General features: G+C 39.2%; 18 protein-coding genes. 5 read left to right on the top strand and 13 right to left on the bottom strand.

What is annotated here, in order from left to right; genetic code table 11:
* Nucleotides 1-456 precede the first annotated feature (456 nt).
* Together Q0371_RS09820 and Q0371_RS09815 are read right to left on the bottom strand one after the other, a co-directional pair.
* The gene (locus Q0371_RS09820) at nucleotides 457-861 is read right to left on the bottom strand and encodes a hypothetical protein (protein WP_298470722.1); all 405 of its coding nucleotides are present in this window, start codon (nucleotides 859-861) and stop codon (nucleotides 457-459) included.
* Between the two features lie 10 nt (nucleotides 862-871).
* On the bottom strand, nucleotides 872-1,420 hold the full coding sequence (locus tag Q0371_RS09815; protein WP_251556878.1) for a GNAT family protein: 549 nt from the start codon (nucleotides 1,418-1,420) through the stop codon (nucleotides 872-874).
* A 131-nt stretch (nucleotides 1,421-1,551) separates the two neighbouring features.
* Here Q0371_RS09815 and Q0371_RS09810 point away from each other — a divergent pair, with 131 nt between their 5' ends.
* Nucleotides 1,552-2,256: a class I SAM-dependent methyltransferase gene (locus tag Q0371_RS09810; protein ID WP_298470720.1), complete on the top strand. Its 705-nt coding sequence runs from the start codon at nucleotides 1,552-1,554 to the stop codon at nucleotides 2,254-2,256.
* A 7-nt stretch (nucleotides 2,257-2,263) separates the two neighbouring features.
* Here the strand turns inward: Q0371_RS09810 and Q0371_RS09805 are convergent, their stop codons facing one another.
* On the bottom strand, nucleotides 2,264-3,115 hold the full coding sequence (locus tag Q0371_RS09805; protein ID WP_298470718.1) for a DUF2268 domain-containing putative Zn-dependent protease: 852 nt from the start codon (nucleotides 3,113-3,115) through the stop codon (nucleotides 2,264-2,266).
* Nucleotides 3,116-3,266: 151 nt separating this feature from the next.
* On the opposite strand from Q0371_RS09805, the gene Q0371_RS09800 reads away from it, so the two are divergent.
* The gene (locus Q0371_RS09800) at nucleotides 3,267-3,515 is read left to right on the top strand and encodes a hypothetical protein (protein ID WP_298470716.1); all 249 of its coding nucleotides are present in this window, start codon (nucleotides 3,267-3,269) and stop codon (nucleotides 3,513-3,515) included.
* Nucleotides 3,516-3,695: 180 nt separating this feature from the next.
* On the opposite strand, the gene Q0371_RS09795 is transcribed toward Q0371_RS09800, so the two are convergent.
* Entirely contained in the window at nucleotides 3,696-4,448 is a 753-nt protein-coding gene (locus Q0371_RS09795) for an SDR family NAD(P)-dependent oxidoreductase (RefSeq protein WP_298470714.1), read from the bottom strand.
* Nucleotides 4,449-4,674: 226 nt separating this feature from the next.
* On the opposite strand from Q0371_RS09795, the gene Q0371_RS09790 reads away from it, so the two are divergent.
* Nucleotides 4,675-4,866, top strand: a complete 192-nt coding sequence (locus Q0371_RS09790; RefSeq protein WP_298470711.1) for a hypothetical protein — start codon at nucleotides 4,675-4,677, stop codon at nucleotides 4,864-4,866.
* A 59-nt stretch (nucleotides 4,867-4,925) separates the two neighbouring features.
* The gene (locus Q0371_RS09785) at nucleotides 4,926-5,435 is read left to right on the top strand and encodes a helicase (RefSeq protein WP_298470709.1); all 510 of its coding nucleotides are present in this window, start codon (nucleotides 4,926-4,928) and stop codon (nucleotides 5,433-5,435) included.
* Nucleotides 5,436-5,566: 131 nt separating this feature from the next.
* Here the strand turns inward: Q0371_RS09785 and Q0371_RS09780 are convergent, their stop codons facing one another.
* The 7 genes from Q0371_RS09780 to Q0371_RS09750 all read right to left on the bottom strand — a co-directional run bounded on the left by Q0371_RS09780 (nucleotide 5,567) and on the right by Q0371_RS09750 (nucleotide 11,940).
* Entirely contained in the window at nucleotides 5,567-6,700 is a 1,134-nt protein-coding gene (locus Q0371_RS09780) for a bifunctional cystathionine gamma-lyase/homocysteine desulfhydrase (RefSeq protein WP_298470707.1), read from the bottom strand.
* A gap of 4 nt (nucleotides 6,701-6,704) precedes the next feature.
* Nucleotides 6,705-7,634, bottom strand: a complete 930-nt coding sequence (locus Q0371_RS09775; protein WP_298470705.1) for a cysteine synthase family protein — start codon at nucleotides 7,632-7,634, stop codon at nucleotides 6,705-6,707.
* Nucleotides 7,635-8,105, bottom strand: coding sequence for an S-ribosylhomocysteine lyase (locus Q0371_RS09770; protein WP_169360242.1), 471 nt, complete (start codon nucleotides 8,103-8,105; stop codon nucleotides 7,635-7,637).
* A gap of 13 nt (nucleotides 8,106-8,118) precedes the next feature.
* On the bottom strand, nucleotides 8,119-8,760 hold the full coding sequence (locus tag Q0371_RS09765; RefSeq protein WP_169360243.1) for a class I SAM-dependent methyltransferase: 642 nt from the start codon (nucleotides 8,758-8,760) through the stop codon (nucleotides 8,119-8,121).
* 189 nt (nucleotides 8,761-8,949) lie between these two features.
* A complete protein-coding gene (locus tag Q0371_RS09760) occupies nucleotides 8,950-9,432 on the bottom strand; it encodes an NUDIX hydrolase (protein WP_298470703.1) in 483 nt (160 codons plus the stop codon).
* Nucleotides 9,433-9,474: 42 nt separating this feature from the next.
* Nucleotides 9,475-11,319: an SLC13 family permease gene (locus Q0371_RS09755; protein WP_298470701.1), complete on the bottom strand. Its 1,845-nt coding sequence runs from the start codon at nucleotides 11,317-11,319 to the stop codon at nucleotides 9,475-9,477.
* A gap of 126 nt (nucleotides 11,320-11,445) precedes the next feature.
* Nucleotides 11,446-11,940 carry a GNAT family N-acetyltransferase gene (locus Q0371_RS09750; RefSeq protein ID WP_298470699.1) on the bottom strand — a complete coding sequence of 165 codons (495 nt, stop codon included), beginning with the start codon at nucleotides 11,938-11,940 and terminating at the stop codon, nucleotides 11,446-11,448.
* 128 nt (nucleotides 11,941-12,068) lie between these two features.
* Here Q0371_RS09750 and Q0371_RS09745 point away from each other — a divergent pair, with 128 nt between their 5' ends.
* Nucleotides 12,069-13,070 (top strand): S66 peptidase family protein, encoded by a 1,002-nt coding sequence (locus tag Q0371_RS09745; RefSeq protein WP_298470697.1) that lies wholly within the window; start codon nucleotides 12,069-12,071, stop codon nucleotides 13,068-13,070.
* 283 nt (nucleotides 13,071-13,353) lie between these two features.
* Here Q0371_RS09745 and Q0371_RS09740 read toward each other — a convergent pair whose 3' ends face one another.
* Together Q0371_RS09740 and Q0371_RS09735 are read right to left on the bottom strand one after the other, a co-directional pair.
* Nucleotides 13,354-13,740, bottom strand: coding sequence for a CopG family transcriptional regulator (locus Q0371_RS09740; RefSeq protein WP_298470693.1), 387 nt, complete (start codon nucleotides 13,738-13,740; stop codon nucleotides 13,354-13,356).
* 119 nt (nucleotides 13,741-13,859) lie between these two features.
* On the bottom strand, nucleotides 13,860-14,405 hold the full coding sequence (locus Q0371_RS09735) for a GNAT family protein (RefSeq protein ID WP_298470692.1): 546 nt from the start codon (nucleotides 14,403-14,405) through the stop codon (nucleotides 13,860-13,862).
* Nucleotides 14,406-14,413: the final 8 nt, after the last annotated feature.

Raw genomic sequence — 14,413 nt, 5'->3', positions numbered from 1 at the left:
GCATCGATAAAGCGCTTATAAACTTACTCGCATAAATAAAGTAGAAAAACTGTCACCAACCCCAATTCATCATCTATTTATGTTCTTAATAGCCATTTGAAAGTTCCTTTTTATATGTTTACAGTCACTATAAAAAGAATTGTTAGTCAAAATCAACCGAGAACTTTAACAAAGCTTTTCATTTTAAGATCCGCACAATTTCTTGTAAGAAACCTTTCGATTCTAGTTGTTTGAAGTGGAGGTGGCGACTCCTGGGAAATAGCGCGAGCTGAAAGCCTAAGCAGGAGCGAAGTGACAAGGAGATTGAAGCCGTGCCCCCGGAAAGCGTCCGCTGTAACGGAAAACAACTACAGGTATATTTGAATAGAAGCCTCGTAAAATTGACAAGGTCGTAAAATTTTCGAGACTTTCTATTTTTGAGGAGAGTTTTGTCCCAGCCTCTCCACTCCTCATACTTTAAATATGCTCAGTAACTTCTCGGTTTAATAACCATTGCCCATTTCTCTCTTCCCAATCCTCTATTGTAAAGAATCGAGTCAGCTCTTGTCCGTTCTTTTCAATAATCATTTCATAAAACACAACGAATCTGTTAGGATCACGTTGTCTAATAATACGATGCTCAAATCTTTTCTTTGCACCCTGCAACGCTTCCACTGACTCTCTCATTCCCTGGATAGCCTCGGGACGGTCAAAGAATTCTGGTCTTTCCACATGACTATTAAAAAAAGTAACATAGTAATTATTAGTCATGACTTCAAGACCTGCAGTATCCCCTGAATACATCGCTACGTTCCATGCCTCAATGAAGTCGTCGTGTGCTTTCGAAAATTGTTCAATTGACGTTTGAAATAGATCTGCCATCATATACCCCCTATGATTTTGTATTCCATTCACGATTCAACATGCTGTAAAGAAGTGAATTTCTCCACCCATCGTCTAATAGGATATTCTCTCTTAGTAGTCCTTCTTGCTTCATACCTGCTTTCTTTAAAACCCTTTCAGAAGCACTATTTCTTGCATCACAGGTGGCATAAATACGGTTAAGTTTTAGTTCATTAAATCCATAATCAATTAAAATATTGGCAACTTGAGTAGCTATACCCTTTCCCCAAAAATCTGGATTTATTATATAGCCTATTTCTCCACTTTTGTTAGACAGGTCTAAATGAAATAACTCACCTGCTCCTATCATTTTGCAGTTTTCTTTATCAATAACCGCAAACACGTACCTATTTCTTGTTTCCTTCTTGGTCTCTGCTAAAACTTCCTCTAAATAAGCTTTAGTGTCCTCGAAACTATTTGGTCCCCATGGTTGGTATTTACAAACTTCTTCTTTTGATGCATACGAATGAATATCTATCAGATAGTCATCTGTCATTTCAGTTAAGTATATGGTGCTATTTCCTGGTCCATTCTCCATTTTTGAAATCTCCTATTTCTATTACTCTTTCTTTATTTAATTCTCTTTAACCTACTGTTTTTCCTTTAATCAACCTAGCAGATTAGTCTTTTTGTGCATATGCTATTGTAACTAATTTAGGAGGTTGCTTCATGTCAAATAAATACCTAGATTTACTATCTTATTTTGGAATTGGAAGTGCGCATCCCGGAGGATTTGGATTAACACAATTTATATTAGGGAAAGAACAGCTTGAGGCAACTCAGTCAGTACTAGATATCGGGTGCGGAACTGGAAAGACCTCCGCTTTCTTAGCTACAAAATATGGGTGCAAGGTAACTGCGGTCGATAATCATCCGATTATGATTGAGAAGGCGAGAGAAAGGTTTAAACCATTGGAGGCTGACGTTCGCCTAATCGAAGGAGATATTACGTGTCTACCATTAGAAAGCGACTCATTTGACGTTATTATTTCTGAATCGGTGCTTGTTTTTACGGATATTGCACTAGCGTTGAGGGAGGCTGCTCGTCTATTAAAAAAGGATGGAAAGCTACTGTTGATTGAAATGACGGGATCTTCCGATGCTTCGGAGGAAGTAAAGCATAAAGTGATGGAGCTTTATGGGATCCAACAACTGATGGATGAGGAAGAGTGGAAAGAAATTTTAAAAAAGGCTGGTTTTTCACATATAGAAGTTTTAGAAAACCCAGCCGATATGAACGCAGTAGAAATAGAAGACATGAATCCATCCAGTTATATTGACATGACACTATATGACGTCTGGGATGAGCATAATCAATTTTTAACTGATTTTGGAAACATGATAGGCTTTAGAATTTTTAAATGTCGGTTATAAACAAAGATTAAGTCTTCGGAGCAAAATCAGAACCGTCTATAATTTCCTTAGTTGGTTTGTGATATAATTCTCCCTTCGGAAATGGTCCGTGATTTTTTACGTAAGTATCGACTATTTGATAGCCAATATTGTAGCCTATCCACCTTGGAAAATAACTTCTTGGACGACCAAATAAAAATAGCTGATGATTTTTTACACCTTCTAACCCTAGGGATGGTATGAATCGGTGCTTCCATATCTCGGTAGCATCCGCGTAAGGATAAAGCGCTATCCATGGGGCTAGCAGCTTTTCCCCACACTCCTCTTTTACAGCATACTCTCCTAAGCCTTCTATAATTAGAGAATCTGCCAAAGCTGTTTGGGAAGGGGTAAGATCTAAGAAATTTAATCTGCATACGTGATTATATTCATGTACTAAGGTCGCCTTTATCTCTTCTTCTGAAAGGTCCTTCGATAAAAATAAAAATAATGCTTTTTTATAAGCAACACCATTTTTTACCGGTAAAGGCTCTCTTGCCTGACTTGTTCCTTTTAATTTTATTGGGAATATATAAATCGGAACTTTTGGACCACCCCACCGTTTTCGTAACCGTTTGTATTCGTTGTTTACTAATTCCCAAACCTTCCTTTTTTCTAGCTCGCCTACCGTATCGGATAAGCCTTCCCATTCATTTGGCTCAAATAAACCGTATTGTAAAAGCTCATAGTGCACAGCCTCTCTAGTTTCATTCGGGAAAACCTCCATTAGGGGTTCACATAGGATTTCCCCTTGCCGAAGATAGATTTCCTTCCCATCTTTCTTCTCGCATGCTTCTATAAATTGATATAACCATTTAGAGGTTCTAATGACAGCCAACATCTCATCCTTTTCTCTTTATTCTTTTATATGTTCGATTTGCTTGAAAACTTATGTCTATAGTACATAGACAATTGTCTACCGTGAAAACTTTCATACGGCATATGTTATAAAACATACTTGTATGTAATTTTTTGAGAGAGGGGGACAAAAAATGAGTCAGTCACAAGTGTATAATTTATGCTGTAAATATCATGGACAAAGAGTACGAATCACAGATAAACAAGGAAAAGTACATGTAGGAAGAATTACTAAAGTAGATCAAAACATGGTATGGATTCGTCCTGAGAACAACCTTGGAGGATATGGATTTGGTTTCTGGGGCTTCGGACCAGGCTTTGGTGTTGGTATTGCATTAGGTGCGATAACTGGTATCGCGTTAGCTGGTGCCTTTTTCTGGTAATACTTCTCGTTTGCATTTCTTTCTAAATGGGAATAGGCTCGGACCTATTCCTTTTTTCATTTTTGTCCGACTAGGATAGTTCTATGCTTACCTAACAAGCTCTCAACTACTTATATAAAAAGCACACCACAAAAGTGGTATGCCTTAATGTTATAGTATGCAATTGTCTAAATAAGTTACCTAGACAGCAGTAAATCCTCCATCAATTGGTACAACAGCACCATTTATATATTTTGCCTCACTCATCAACAGGAACGCCACTAATTCTGCAACTTCCTCTGGTTGTCCTAAGCGACGCTGTGGAATACCCGCAGAGACCGTTTTAAATAGCTCAGGATTCGCTTCTCTATATTGTTTCACCATAGGAGTTTCCGTTGACCCTGGTGCCACTGCGTTAATCTGAATACCTTGGTTTGCATATTCTGCTGCTATGGATTTCGTAATTCCTACGATACCATGCTTCGTTGCCGAGTAGCTCACGACACCATCCTGCCCTACTAATCCAGCAGTAGAGGAAGTATTCACGATGCTACCTCCGCCATTCTTAATCATTTCAGGTAGCACATAGTATAAACCGTATAAAGCGCCTCGAAGATTTATATCTACTACAAGGTCAATCTGTTCAATCGAATTGTCCAGGAATTTCTTACCTGGGCCAGAGATACCTGCATTGTTAAAGAACATATCCACTGATCCGAAGGTTTCCACTGTTTTTTCTACATACTTTTTAACCTCTTCAGCCTTCGTTACATCGGCTTTGATAAAGATGGCCTTAGCTCCTTTTTCTTCTACCAAACGAACCGTTTCATTTCCTTGCTCTTCCGAAACATCAATAATACTAATATTGATGCCTGACTCAGCTAATTTTAATGCCGCCGCTCTTCCTAGGCCGCCACCTCCGCCTGTAATAATTGCTGCTTTATTTGTATTCATTTAAATTGCTCCTTTCTTTCTATACTTGTCTATCTTTAATAATTCCCTATGTCATTGGAATAAAACATTATTTCTCAATAGAAAATATAGGATAAACAATTTTAAATTTTGTTACATTCAACTCAATTTTCATATATAGTTAATAAATGTAATATTTAGTTATTTATTTAAATTTTAGGCGATTATTTAAAATCTTTATAAGAGACTTTTGTGGGGGTGGAAGTAGTTGGAACTTATATTGATATGGATTCTTGGTTTAATCATTTTGTACGTAGTCATTTATACAGCAGTGAGGGATGCCATAGAAAAGTCCGAGGTCGGTAAAATTATCATTAAAAGGTTTGGAACAAAAGATGAGCTAGTACCATTAAGTGATTTAGAAATTGAAAAGGAATTAGAAAACGAAGAAAGAAAATAAAGCTACGATTCTACCTAGAATAAAAGAGGTTTTACTGATTTTAAGGAGGGACACTAGATTTGGGTGACTCAGCTATTACTAGAACGCTAGAGATTGGTGGACTAACAAAATTTCAGCTTATTCAGAAACTCGAAAACCATTCCATTAGGATGAATGAATACGCAGAGAGGCTACTATCTGATGACAAATTTACCCCTTCTAAAACTACGTACAGTGTTACTACGGTTTCACTAACCGTCAGGGAACTTGGTTTTCCAGAAGGTGCCACTATGCCACAAATTTTTAAACGCGCGCATGATGTAGGTTTAGCTCTATGTCCGCTTGAGGTAGGTCCTTACCTAAGGTTAGAGTATCTTGACCAACCAGAAGGGATTACAGAAAATCAAACCCAACACCAAGCTCCTTCTGGTTCACTCACAATAGTCTCAGAAGTAGTCAGTGAAGACGATAATTTTCCAAAAGGCTTTTACCTTAGAAAGATTGATGGAGTATTGTGGTTACGCGGATACATCGCAGATGATTTACACGTTTGGAATAATGAGGATCACCTTGTCTTTTGTTGCCAATAAAAAGAGACCCCTAGTAGTAAAGGGGTCTCTAGAAAACTATTCTGTATGTCGAATGAGTTTTATCACCGTTTGTGAGATTTTATCACCGGTAGGTTGTTTTTTAGGATTGGATCACTTACCTCCTGCTTTTTCTAAGCCAAGGCTTGCTCTAAATCTTCTATTAAGTCCTCTACATCCTCGATGCCTACAGAAATGCGAACTAATCCATCGGTAATACCTAATTCTGCTCTTCGTTCACTCGGAATAGAAGCGTGAGTCATACGGGCAGGTACGGAGATTAAGCTTTCTACAGCTCCTAAGCTTTCTGCAAGTGTAAAGTATTTCAGCTTCGCCAACAGCTCATCTGCTTTTTCTGCACTTCCAACGTCAAAGGAGATCATTCCTCCAAATCCTGTAGCTTGTTTTTGCATCAGGTCGTGTCCTGGATGAGAAGAGAGCCCAGGATAAAATACTTTTCCGACTGCATCGTGATCATTTAAAAACTCTGCTATTCGTTGGGCACTTTCATTATGCTCTTCCATACGTAAGCCTAATGTTTTAATGCCTCGCATCAGCAGCCAGGAATCCTGCGGTCCGAGCACAGCACCAACGGAGTTTTGAACAAAATGCAGCTCACTCGCTAGCTCCTCGGAATTAACCACTGCAAGACCTGCTACTACGTCACTATGGCCTCCTAAATATTTTGTGGCACTATGCACGACGATATCTGCACCAAGTGCAATTGGTTGTTGGAAATAAGGAGTCATAAACGTGTTATCCACTATGGTTAAGAGTCCCTTTTCCTTTGCATATTTTGCTATAGCTTCTATGTCTGTTACCTTCAATAAAGGATTTGTTGGAGTCTCCAAGAAAATAGCCTTCGTATTTTCTTGAATAGCTGCCTCGACATTAGAAAGATCCCCTGTATCGACGAATGTAGAATCGATTCCAAAACGATTCAATACTTTAGAGATCACTCGGAATGTTCCGCCATACACATCGTCCGTTAATAGGACATGGTCACCCTTACTGAAGAGCATCATGATCGAGCTTGTCGCAGCCATTCCCGAAGAAAAGGCAAAGCCTGCTACTCCCCCCTCTAAATCACTGATTAATACTTCTAATGCATGTCGAGTCGGGTTACCTGTTCGTGAATACTCATACCCTTTAAATTTACCAACGGCTTCTTGCTTATACGTACTCACCTGGTAAATCGGTGTGGATACGGCACCTGTTGCTTCATCTCCAACGATTCCTGCATGAATAAGCTTTGTTTTTGCGCGCATTTATTTATTCCTCCTTGAATAATTCATATACCTTCTGGCTCAAATAGCGTTCACTAGAGTCCGGAAAGATGGTAACGATATGACTTCCCTCTAATGCCACCTCTGCTTCCTTCATTGCTGCGTAAAAGGCAGCACCTGAGGAGCTTCCCACCAGTAAGCCTTCTTTTTTGGAGAGTCTACGCAACTCTGCAAAGGCGTTCTCATCACTAACGGTATGAATGGCATTGAAGTAAGATGAGTCCATAAACTCCGGTAAAAACTCCATGCCTATTCCTTCGGTTGCATGAGAGCCAGCTTCTCCACCATTTAAAATGGAACCTACAGGCTCTACGATTACTGTTTTTATTTTTTTATTCCGTTCCTTTAAAAAGGTGGACGTGCCCATAAAGGTTCCTCCCGAGCCAGCTCCAGCTACAAACACATCAATTTGTCCCTCTAAATCTCTCCATAGCTCTGGACCAAGTGTATGCTCATAAGTTTTTGGGTTAGCAGGGTTAGAAAATTGAGAGGGCGAAAAAGCACCTGGTGTGACTTTCACTAGCTCCTGCGCTTTCTTAATAGCCCCTTGCATACCTAATGCTGTGTCCGTATTAATAACTTCTGCACCCAGCGCTCGCATAAGGGTCTGCTTCTCGAGACTAAACTTTTGAGGAACTACAAACTTAACCTTATACCCCTTCCCAATTGCAGCCAGTGCAACACCAATTCCGGTATTCCCTGCTGTCGGCTCTATGATTGTCCCACCAGGAGTAAGCTTACCGGATTTCTCTGCCTCCTCGATTAACGCTAGACCAAGACGATCCTTCACGCTACCACCTGGGTTTAGGTATTCAAGCTTTGCAAATATGCGGCAATTGTTAGGAATAGATATATTATTTATTTCTATTACGGGTGTATTTCCTATCAGTTCTTGCACGCTATTAAAAATATTCATTTATGCTTCCTCTTTATAAATTTGTCGCCATTCATCTTTTTTAGAAAGCATTTCAGAAGCAATTTCTTTTGCTCCCTCTAAACTATGGCTAGCTGCCCACCCGCACTGTACCTCATTACAAGCCGGTACCTCCGTTGCTTGCAGTACATCCTCTAACGTCTTTTCAAGAATGACAAGAATCTCATCATAATCCTCATGATTTATGACGGATAAGTAAAAACCAGTTTGGCAGCCCATTGGACTTAAATCTACGACTTGATCCGTATGGTTACGAATATTTTCAGCCATTAAGTGCTCCAGAGAGTGTAACCCTGGCATTTCCATATGTTCTTTGTTTGGTTGTTTAAATCTAATATCATATTTGTATATTTCATCGCCATGTTTTCCTTCTTTTGTTCCTGCTAAGCGTATAAATGGTGCTGCTACTTTTGTGTGATCAAGGTTAAAGCTTTCTACGTTCATTTTTTTCATTATAAATCGCTCCTTATTTTTTCGTTGCGTCCATAATCCAGACATAATCATTCATCTTCGAGAAATGTGCTTGAAATCCTGCTTCCTCGAATAATTCCGTTAGAATTGGAATCGTTGTATAGTATTCTCTTTCTAAATCGTCTGCTACGTTGTGAAAGTTTCTAGCTCTTTCTTTTTTAATCTGATCTAGCTTTGCTTCCTCTGTGATGAACGCAGTATCCGCAAATACTATCTTGCCGTTATGTTCGAGAAGTTCGGAATACAGCTTTAGAGCCTTTCCTTTTTCCTCATCCGTTAGATGATGAAATACAAAGGAACTAACAATTGTATCTATTTTTCCCTCTCCAATTTCAAATTGAAGTAAATCACCGTCTAGAATTTCCTTATCCGGAAATCGTTTTGCCGTCATTTCTCTCATTTTTTCATTTGGCTCGAAGCCAATTACACTTAAATCTTTTTCCACTAACAGTGCTGTTAAATTACCCGTCCCTGTACCAAACTCTATTATAGAAGTACCGGAAATTCGATTAACTACTTCATTTAAAATAGAATCATAGCCTTCAAAAACATCACGATATTCTGGGTCTTTTCCTGACACCGATGCGTCGTAGGACTCTGCCCATCCATCAAAAATATTTACAAATTCTCTACCCATTCGTCTAACCCCTTTTATGAAGTGTATTAAACCAAGTTGTTTACTTTGAATTAACACTTTTAGTTATATCATATTCAGCAGACTAATAAAAGGAAGATGTTACTATTTTTTTATTACCCTTTCTGGAAGGTAAAAAACAAAAAAGGAGCAAACCCTTTAAGGCTAGCTCCTGTATATATCTCATTTGGTTTATATGGTTCTGTTTAATTTTAATTCAAATGAAGGATTAGTTACGTATTCCTGATACACTACTTTACCCTCAAATTCCAAATAGACTTGATATCTCTTCCTGATTGCATCAGCCGTGATCATGCTAAGTACTTCATCCTTTGGTACCCATAGTACTTCAGAAGTTTCCTCAGAAGTGCATAGCTCTCCACCAACTGGTTTACACACAAAATCAAACATTATTTTAGTAGGAACATCCGTAATGCCATCGTACCATTTATACATACCGGTATTTGAATAAACCCCTATTAAATAGGATACCTCTACGTCAATCCCGCTTTCTTCTTTTATTTCTCGCGTTAAACCATCAATCAGGTTCTCTCCTACCTCTATTTGGCCGCCTGGGTAAACCCACCCGCCATGCTCTGTTTTCACTAAAAGAATTTTTCCCTCTTCATTTTCTACGATACCGCCTGCTGCAGCGATATGAGTTGGCATTTTCATATATCTTCCCCCTTTATTAACTTTATGAATATTTTACCATTTTTATAAAGGGAAAAATATCGGAATTACAATCATCATGACTGCAAACATAATAAGCTGTAATGGGATCCCAGCCTTTACGAAGTCGAAAAACTTATAGCCACCAGCCGTCATAACTAATGCATTGGTCGGCGATGCAACCGGAGTTGCAAAAGCCATTGATGACGATACCGCAATAGCGATTAAGAAAGTATATGGATTAGCTCCCATGCTAAGGGCTGCAGTCATGGCAATTGGTGCAAACAAAACTGCCGTAGCCGTGTTAGAGATAAATTGCCCAAATACCATGGTGATAAAATAGATTCCTGCCAAGACACCTAATGCCCCAAAGTCCCCTAGAAGATTGATAATGCCTTCCGATAAAATAACCATACCACCTGTCTTTTCTAATGCGGTGGCCATCGGAAGCATGGCGGCTATAAGTATGATACTTTCCCAGTTCATCTTTCCATAGGCATCATCCATGTTACGTAAGCATCCGGTCACAACCATTAACACCGCACCTATTAAAACAGAAATTACGGCAGGAAATATTTCGGAAATCATTAAAATAATCATTAATAACATAATAGCTCCAGCAATCGGCGCCTTACCACTAGCTGCCGCCATACTTGCATGCTCCTTTGGTTGGCCAATAACCACTACATCATTGGTAGCCTTTGCGAGGAGCTCAATCTCCTCCCATGCCCCTTGTACTAGTAGGGCATCCCCAAAGCGTAGACGGACATCTGCCATTTCACTTAATACATATTCCCCTTTGCGATTTACGCCAAGAATGTTTAAATTATATTTTTCGCGGAACTTAATACTCGCTATCGTTTCATTAATTAATGTGGAATGGGGAGTCAATAACACCTCCGCGATTCCAAGCTGTTTGGAAACTAATAAGTCCGGCATCGAATCATCGTCATCCACTTCTAACAAATAATCCTTTGCTAGCTCCTCTGTTCTCTTTAAGGAACCTTGAATATAAAGGACATCCTTTGCCTGGACTGTACTGAGAGGACCGGCCATCTCCTGGTACGTCATTGGTAACAGATTGATCCCCTCTGTGGATTTGCGGTCTATCTTCAAAATCGCTAGATGATACTTTGCCGGTAGCTTTAGATCGGTCAACTTCTTTCCAATCATTAAAGAATGCTCAGGAACCTTCAAGCGATGAAGATTTCCCCCAAGCTCATAATCAATCGCTAGCTGTTTAGGCGATAGCTTATGACCGGCACCAAAAGCATCTTTCTTTTTGCCATTTGGAAGAACTACATTTCTCGCGACAACAAAATATAAAATACCTACAATAATAGCAATTATACCAACCGGCGTAATTTCAAAAAATCCAAGCTTTTCATAGCCATTGTCTACTAGCACCTGGCTGACAATAAGGTTGGCAGGCGTTGCTATCAAGGTCAATAAGCCAGATAAACTGCTAATATAAGACAGTGGAATTAAATATTTGGACGGGCTGCTATTGATGCTAATTGCAATACTAATGACGATTGGCAGCATTAATGCAACCGTTCCTGTATTACTCATAAATGCACCAACACTACCCGTTATTATTAATAATAAAATAAATAGCTTTTGTTCACTTTTACCAGACCATTTAAGAAGGAGATTACCCGCAATTTGGGCAAGTCCAGTTCTTACAATGCCTGCTCCTACGACAAATAAACCAGCTATCATAATGACTACAGAGTTAGAAAACCCAACAAGCGCCTCGTTCGGCTCTAAAATGCCAGTAATAACAAAGGCTAAAAGTGCAAGCAATGCCACTAAGTCGGCTCGTATTCGATTACTTATAAATAAGACAATACTAATTGCCAATATACTAAAGGTTATTGCTAACTGCATATCTAAGTGAGCTCCTTCTTTTTTTGTCTCCTTTATTATATAAAATGTTTGGAAGAAGTACTCGTCATATGGTTAAAGGTTGTTACAAAGTCTTTAAGGTTCATCAAGTATGTATGAATCACAACCCTATCCCTTATTTACACTGTTGTAGCCTGCATGAATAGCATCCCAGTCATGCGGTCTAGCCATCCTCTTTTCTATGCTGTCTAACGGCTTAAATCCAAACTGTTCATATAAGGAGTGCGCATCCTTGGTAGCCAAGTGAAAATTTGTTCCCTTTAAGTTCGGATGCTCAACAATAACACTCATCAGCCATTTGCTTAAGCCCCTCCCCCTGTAATCAGGTAAAACAAATACATCTCCTAGCCATGAATGCCTCACTAAATCTGATACTACTCGAGCAAACCCTACCTGTCTGGCTGCACCAGATGTTGGATCTCCCTCATATATGCCATAGCACAATACAGAGTTATCTATGGAAGCCTCCACTAATACTCTTGTTACCCCTTTTAACCAATAGGATTCGTTCGTTAAATAATTATAAATCACATCGATATCTAGTAACCCCTTATCCGTACTTATATAAAACCCATTGTTTTCTAATAAAATATGATCATTCATAACCTAACCCCTTTTTTATTTAATATATCCTTTTTATATAAGAATTGAAATACTAATCTAAATTCTCAAAAAGTTATAGTTAGGCTGCTATTTTTCTTTTATAGTATGTATAAAGGAGTGGAAGCTTAATGACTTTACTAAAGAGACTAAAAAAGGGAGATAAAATTGGAATTTATTCACCTTCGTCACCAATTACCTATTCTTCCCCTACGCGTTTTGCACGCTCGAAGGCTTTTATTCAATCAAAGGGGTTTGAGATAGTAGAAGGAAGCTTGACAGGAAAACACGATCACTATAGATCAGGAAGTATAATGGCACGAGCAGAGGAACTAAATGAGCTGATCCGAAATCCTGATGTTCGATGTATCATGTCTACAATAGGTGGTACCAATTCCAATGCTATCCTCCCATATATAGACTATGAGGCGTTTAAAAAGGATCCCAAAATTGTAATCGGCTATTCGGATGCAACAGCAGTTCTATTAGCACTTTACGCCCAAACAGGAATACCAACCTTTTATGGTCCAGCACTCGTCCCTTCCTTTGGAGAGTTTGAGCCATTCGTCAATTATACATATGACTATTTCAATCAAATGCTAATCGAGGAGCAGCAGGCACCGTATGTCATCCCTACCCCTCCGTATTGGACAGACGAAATGGTAAACTGGGAGGTTAAAACGAAAGAAAAGGATCAGCGAGAAAATGAGTGGGTTTGTCTGAATAAGGGCATCGCTAAAGGCAGACTCATCGGCGGCAACCTTAACGCCATGTATGGTTTTTGGGGAAGTCCCTATATGCCAAGCATTAAAGCAGGCGATATCCTCCTAATCGAGGACACGATGAAATCTGCCTCTATCGTGGAAAAAAACTTCAATCTATTGAAGGTCAACGGTGTATTCAATCGAATTGGAGGTATAATCCTAGGCAAACACGAATTGTTCGATGACGAGGCAACCGGTAGGCAACCATACGAAATTCTACTAGAAACGATCGGCGATTTGAATATCCCTATCCTTGCAGATTTCGACTGCTGCCACACACATCCAATGCTAACGATGCCAATCGGCCGACAAATTAAGCTAGATGCTACGAGTAAAGAAGTTACGATAATGGAACAATGGATTAAATAAAGCGTGGATCCTAAGGGGTTCACTTTTTTATTTGGAGTTTTGGGAGCGTAGGATATAGCGGGAAATTGAAAAGTGTTGCGCCAATAGTTAGAAGTGTTGCGGGAAATCGAAAAGTATTGCGCTAATGGGGAGAAGTGTTGCGGAAACGAACCGCAGTGTGCGAAACCTTGCAGTGACGAGCTAGAACCTTGCAGAGATAGAGTTAAACCTTGCACTAACGAGCTTAAACCTTGCAGAGATGGAGCTAAACCTTGCACTTTGCTATGTTTAGCCCCATCTCTGTTTAATTCATTACGGGTTGTAGTGCTTCTTTAAGTTTTGAAGAGGCTTTGAATACTCCATGGACTTTTATGGAGCTAATTGTTTTTAGCGCTAGCTCTTGGTCTATGTCATTTGCTAGGATGAGCATACCAATCGTTTTAATAGATAGCGTTTTATTTTGCTTTGATAATTGCTCTAATGTATCTTTGTCGTAGTAGCTTACCCCCATCGTAAATGCTCTCATTGTCACTGCTTGATCGATTACTTGTGCATGTGTGTTTAGTTGGCTTCGAATAGATGACTTGATGAAGTCCGTTCTGTTCGAATAAAAGCCTTGTTCTACGAGTAAGTCTACCTTTCCTAAATCCACTACGTTCATATTAATTGTTATTTTTTCTGTTTCCGCCATCTACATACCATCCCCTTACCATCTACTTTATATTTAATTATATATTACACACAATTTTCAGTCAATTAAAAAAGCACTGAATTCTCTCTTCAGTGCTTCTTTATATATTATTGTTCAGCTCAGGTAGAGGCTTCCTTTTGTTCTTCCCATTCTTCTCTTAATAAGCCCATACGTATCGAATCATAGTAGACTCCATTATATAAACGGCATTTTCTCATGCGCGCTTCCATTTTCATACCTAACTTTTCTCCAACCTTGACCATTCGTTCGTTGCCGGACCAGGTTGTAAAGCCAACCCGTACAAGAGGCAGCTCCGTAAATAGATGATTGATCCACATTTTAAGTGCCTTTGTTCCAATTCCTGAATTCCATGATTTTGGGTCATAGATAAGAATTCCCATCTCTAGCCAAAGTGAGGCCTCATGCTCCCAGTAATAACAAAGTGCTCCAACTAATTCATCTTTATAATAGATTCCCCAAAAATCATCTTGGTTTATAAAATAATCTTTTTTTAAAATAAATTGCTCATAAGTCATGGAAGTGTAAGGCTCAAACGGGGCATCCCACTTTTTCCATTCTGGGGCTTCTTCTTTTAGGCTCAGTTCCCATAATCGATATAGTTCCTCTTCTTTTACCGGTCTTATATTAATGTCATTCACTTTCATGCCCCCTA

The sequence above is a fragment of the uncultured Psychrobacillus sp. genome, assembly GCF_938022135.1.
Taxonomy (GTDB): Bacteria; Bacillota; Bacilli; order Bacillales_A; family Planococcaceae; genus Psychrobacillus.
Note: the sequence above shows the minus strand (reverse complement) of the source record. Positions and strands in the feature narration are given on the sequence as shown.

Bases quoted from the DNA above. Each gene is read 5' to 3' on its own strand.
- Q0371_RS09800 (WP_298470716.1), top strand. From the start codon at position 3,267: ATGAGTCAGTCACAAGTGTATAATTTATGCTGTAAATATCATGGACAA.
- Q0371_RS09735 (WP_298470692.1), bottom strand. From the start codon at position 14,405: ATGAAAGTGAATGACATTAATATAAGACCGGTAAAAGAAGAGGAACTA.
- Q0371_RS09815 (WP_251556878.1), bottom strand. From the start codon at position 1,420: ATGGAGAATGGACCAGGAAATAGCACCATATACTTAACTGAAATGACA.
- Q0371_RS09805 (WP_298470718.1), bottom strand. From the start codon at position 3,115: ATGTTGGCTGTCATTAGAACCTCTAAATGGTTATATCAATTTATAGAA.
- Q0371_RS09740 (WP_298470693.1), bottom strand. From the start codon at position 13,740: ATGGCGGAAACAGAAAAAATAACAATTAATATGAACGTAGTGGATTTA.
- Q0371_RS09820 (WP_298470722.1), bottom strand. From the start codon at position 861: ATGGCAGATCTATTTCAAACGTCAATTGAACAATTTTCGAAAGCACAC.
- Q0371_RS09760 (WP_298470703.1), bottom strand. From the start codon at position 9,432: ATGAAAATGCCAACTCATATCGCTGCAGCAGGCGGTATCGTAGAAAAT.
- Q0371_RS09775 (WP_298470705.1), bottom strand. From the start codon at position 7,634: ATGAATATTTTTAATAGCGTGCAAGAACTGATAGGAAATACACCCGTA.
- Q0371_RS09755 (WP_298470701.1), bottom strand. From the start codon at position 11,319: ATGCAGTTAGCAATAACCTTTAGTATATTGGCAATTAGTATTGTCTTA.
- Q0371_RS09750 (WP_298470699.1), bottom strand. From the start codon at position 11,940: ATGAATGATCATATTTTATTAGAAAACAATGGGTTTTATATAAGTACG.
- Q0371_RS09765 (WP_169360243.1), bottom strand. From the start codon at position 8,760: ATGGGTAGAGAATTTGTAAATATTTTTGATGGATGGGCAGAGTCCTAC.
- Q0371_RS09745 (WP_298470697.1), top strand. From the start codon at position 12,069: ATGACTTTACTAAAGAGACTAAAAAAGGGAGATAAAATTGGAATTTAT.
- Q0371_RS09795 (WP_298470714.1), bottom strand. From the start codon at position 4,448: ATGAATACAAATAAAGCAGCAATTATTACAGGCGGAGGTGGCGGCCTA.
- Q0371_RS09770 (WP_169360242.1), bottom strand. From the start codon at position 8,105: ATGAAAAAAATGAACGTAGAAAGCTTTAACCTTGATCACACAAAAGTA.
- Q0371_RS09810 (WP_298470720.1), top strand. From the start codon at position 1,552: ATGTCAAATAAATACCTAGATTTACTATCTTATTTTGGAATTGGAAGT.
- Q0371_RS09780 (WP_298470707.1), bottom strand. From the start codon at position 6,700: ATGCGCGCAAAAACAAAGCTTATTCATGCAGGAATCGTTGGAGATGAA.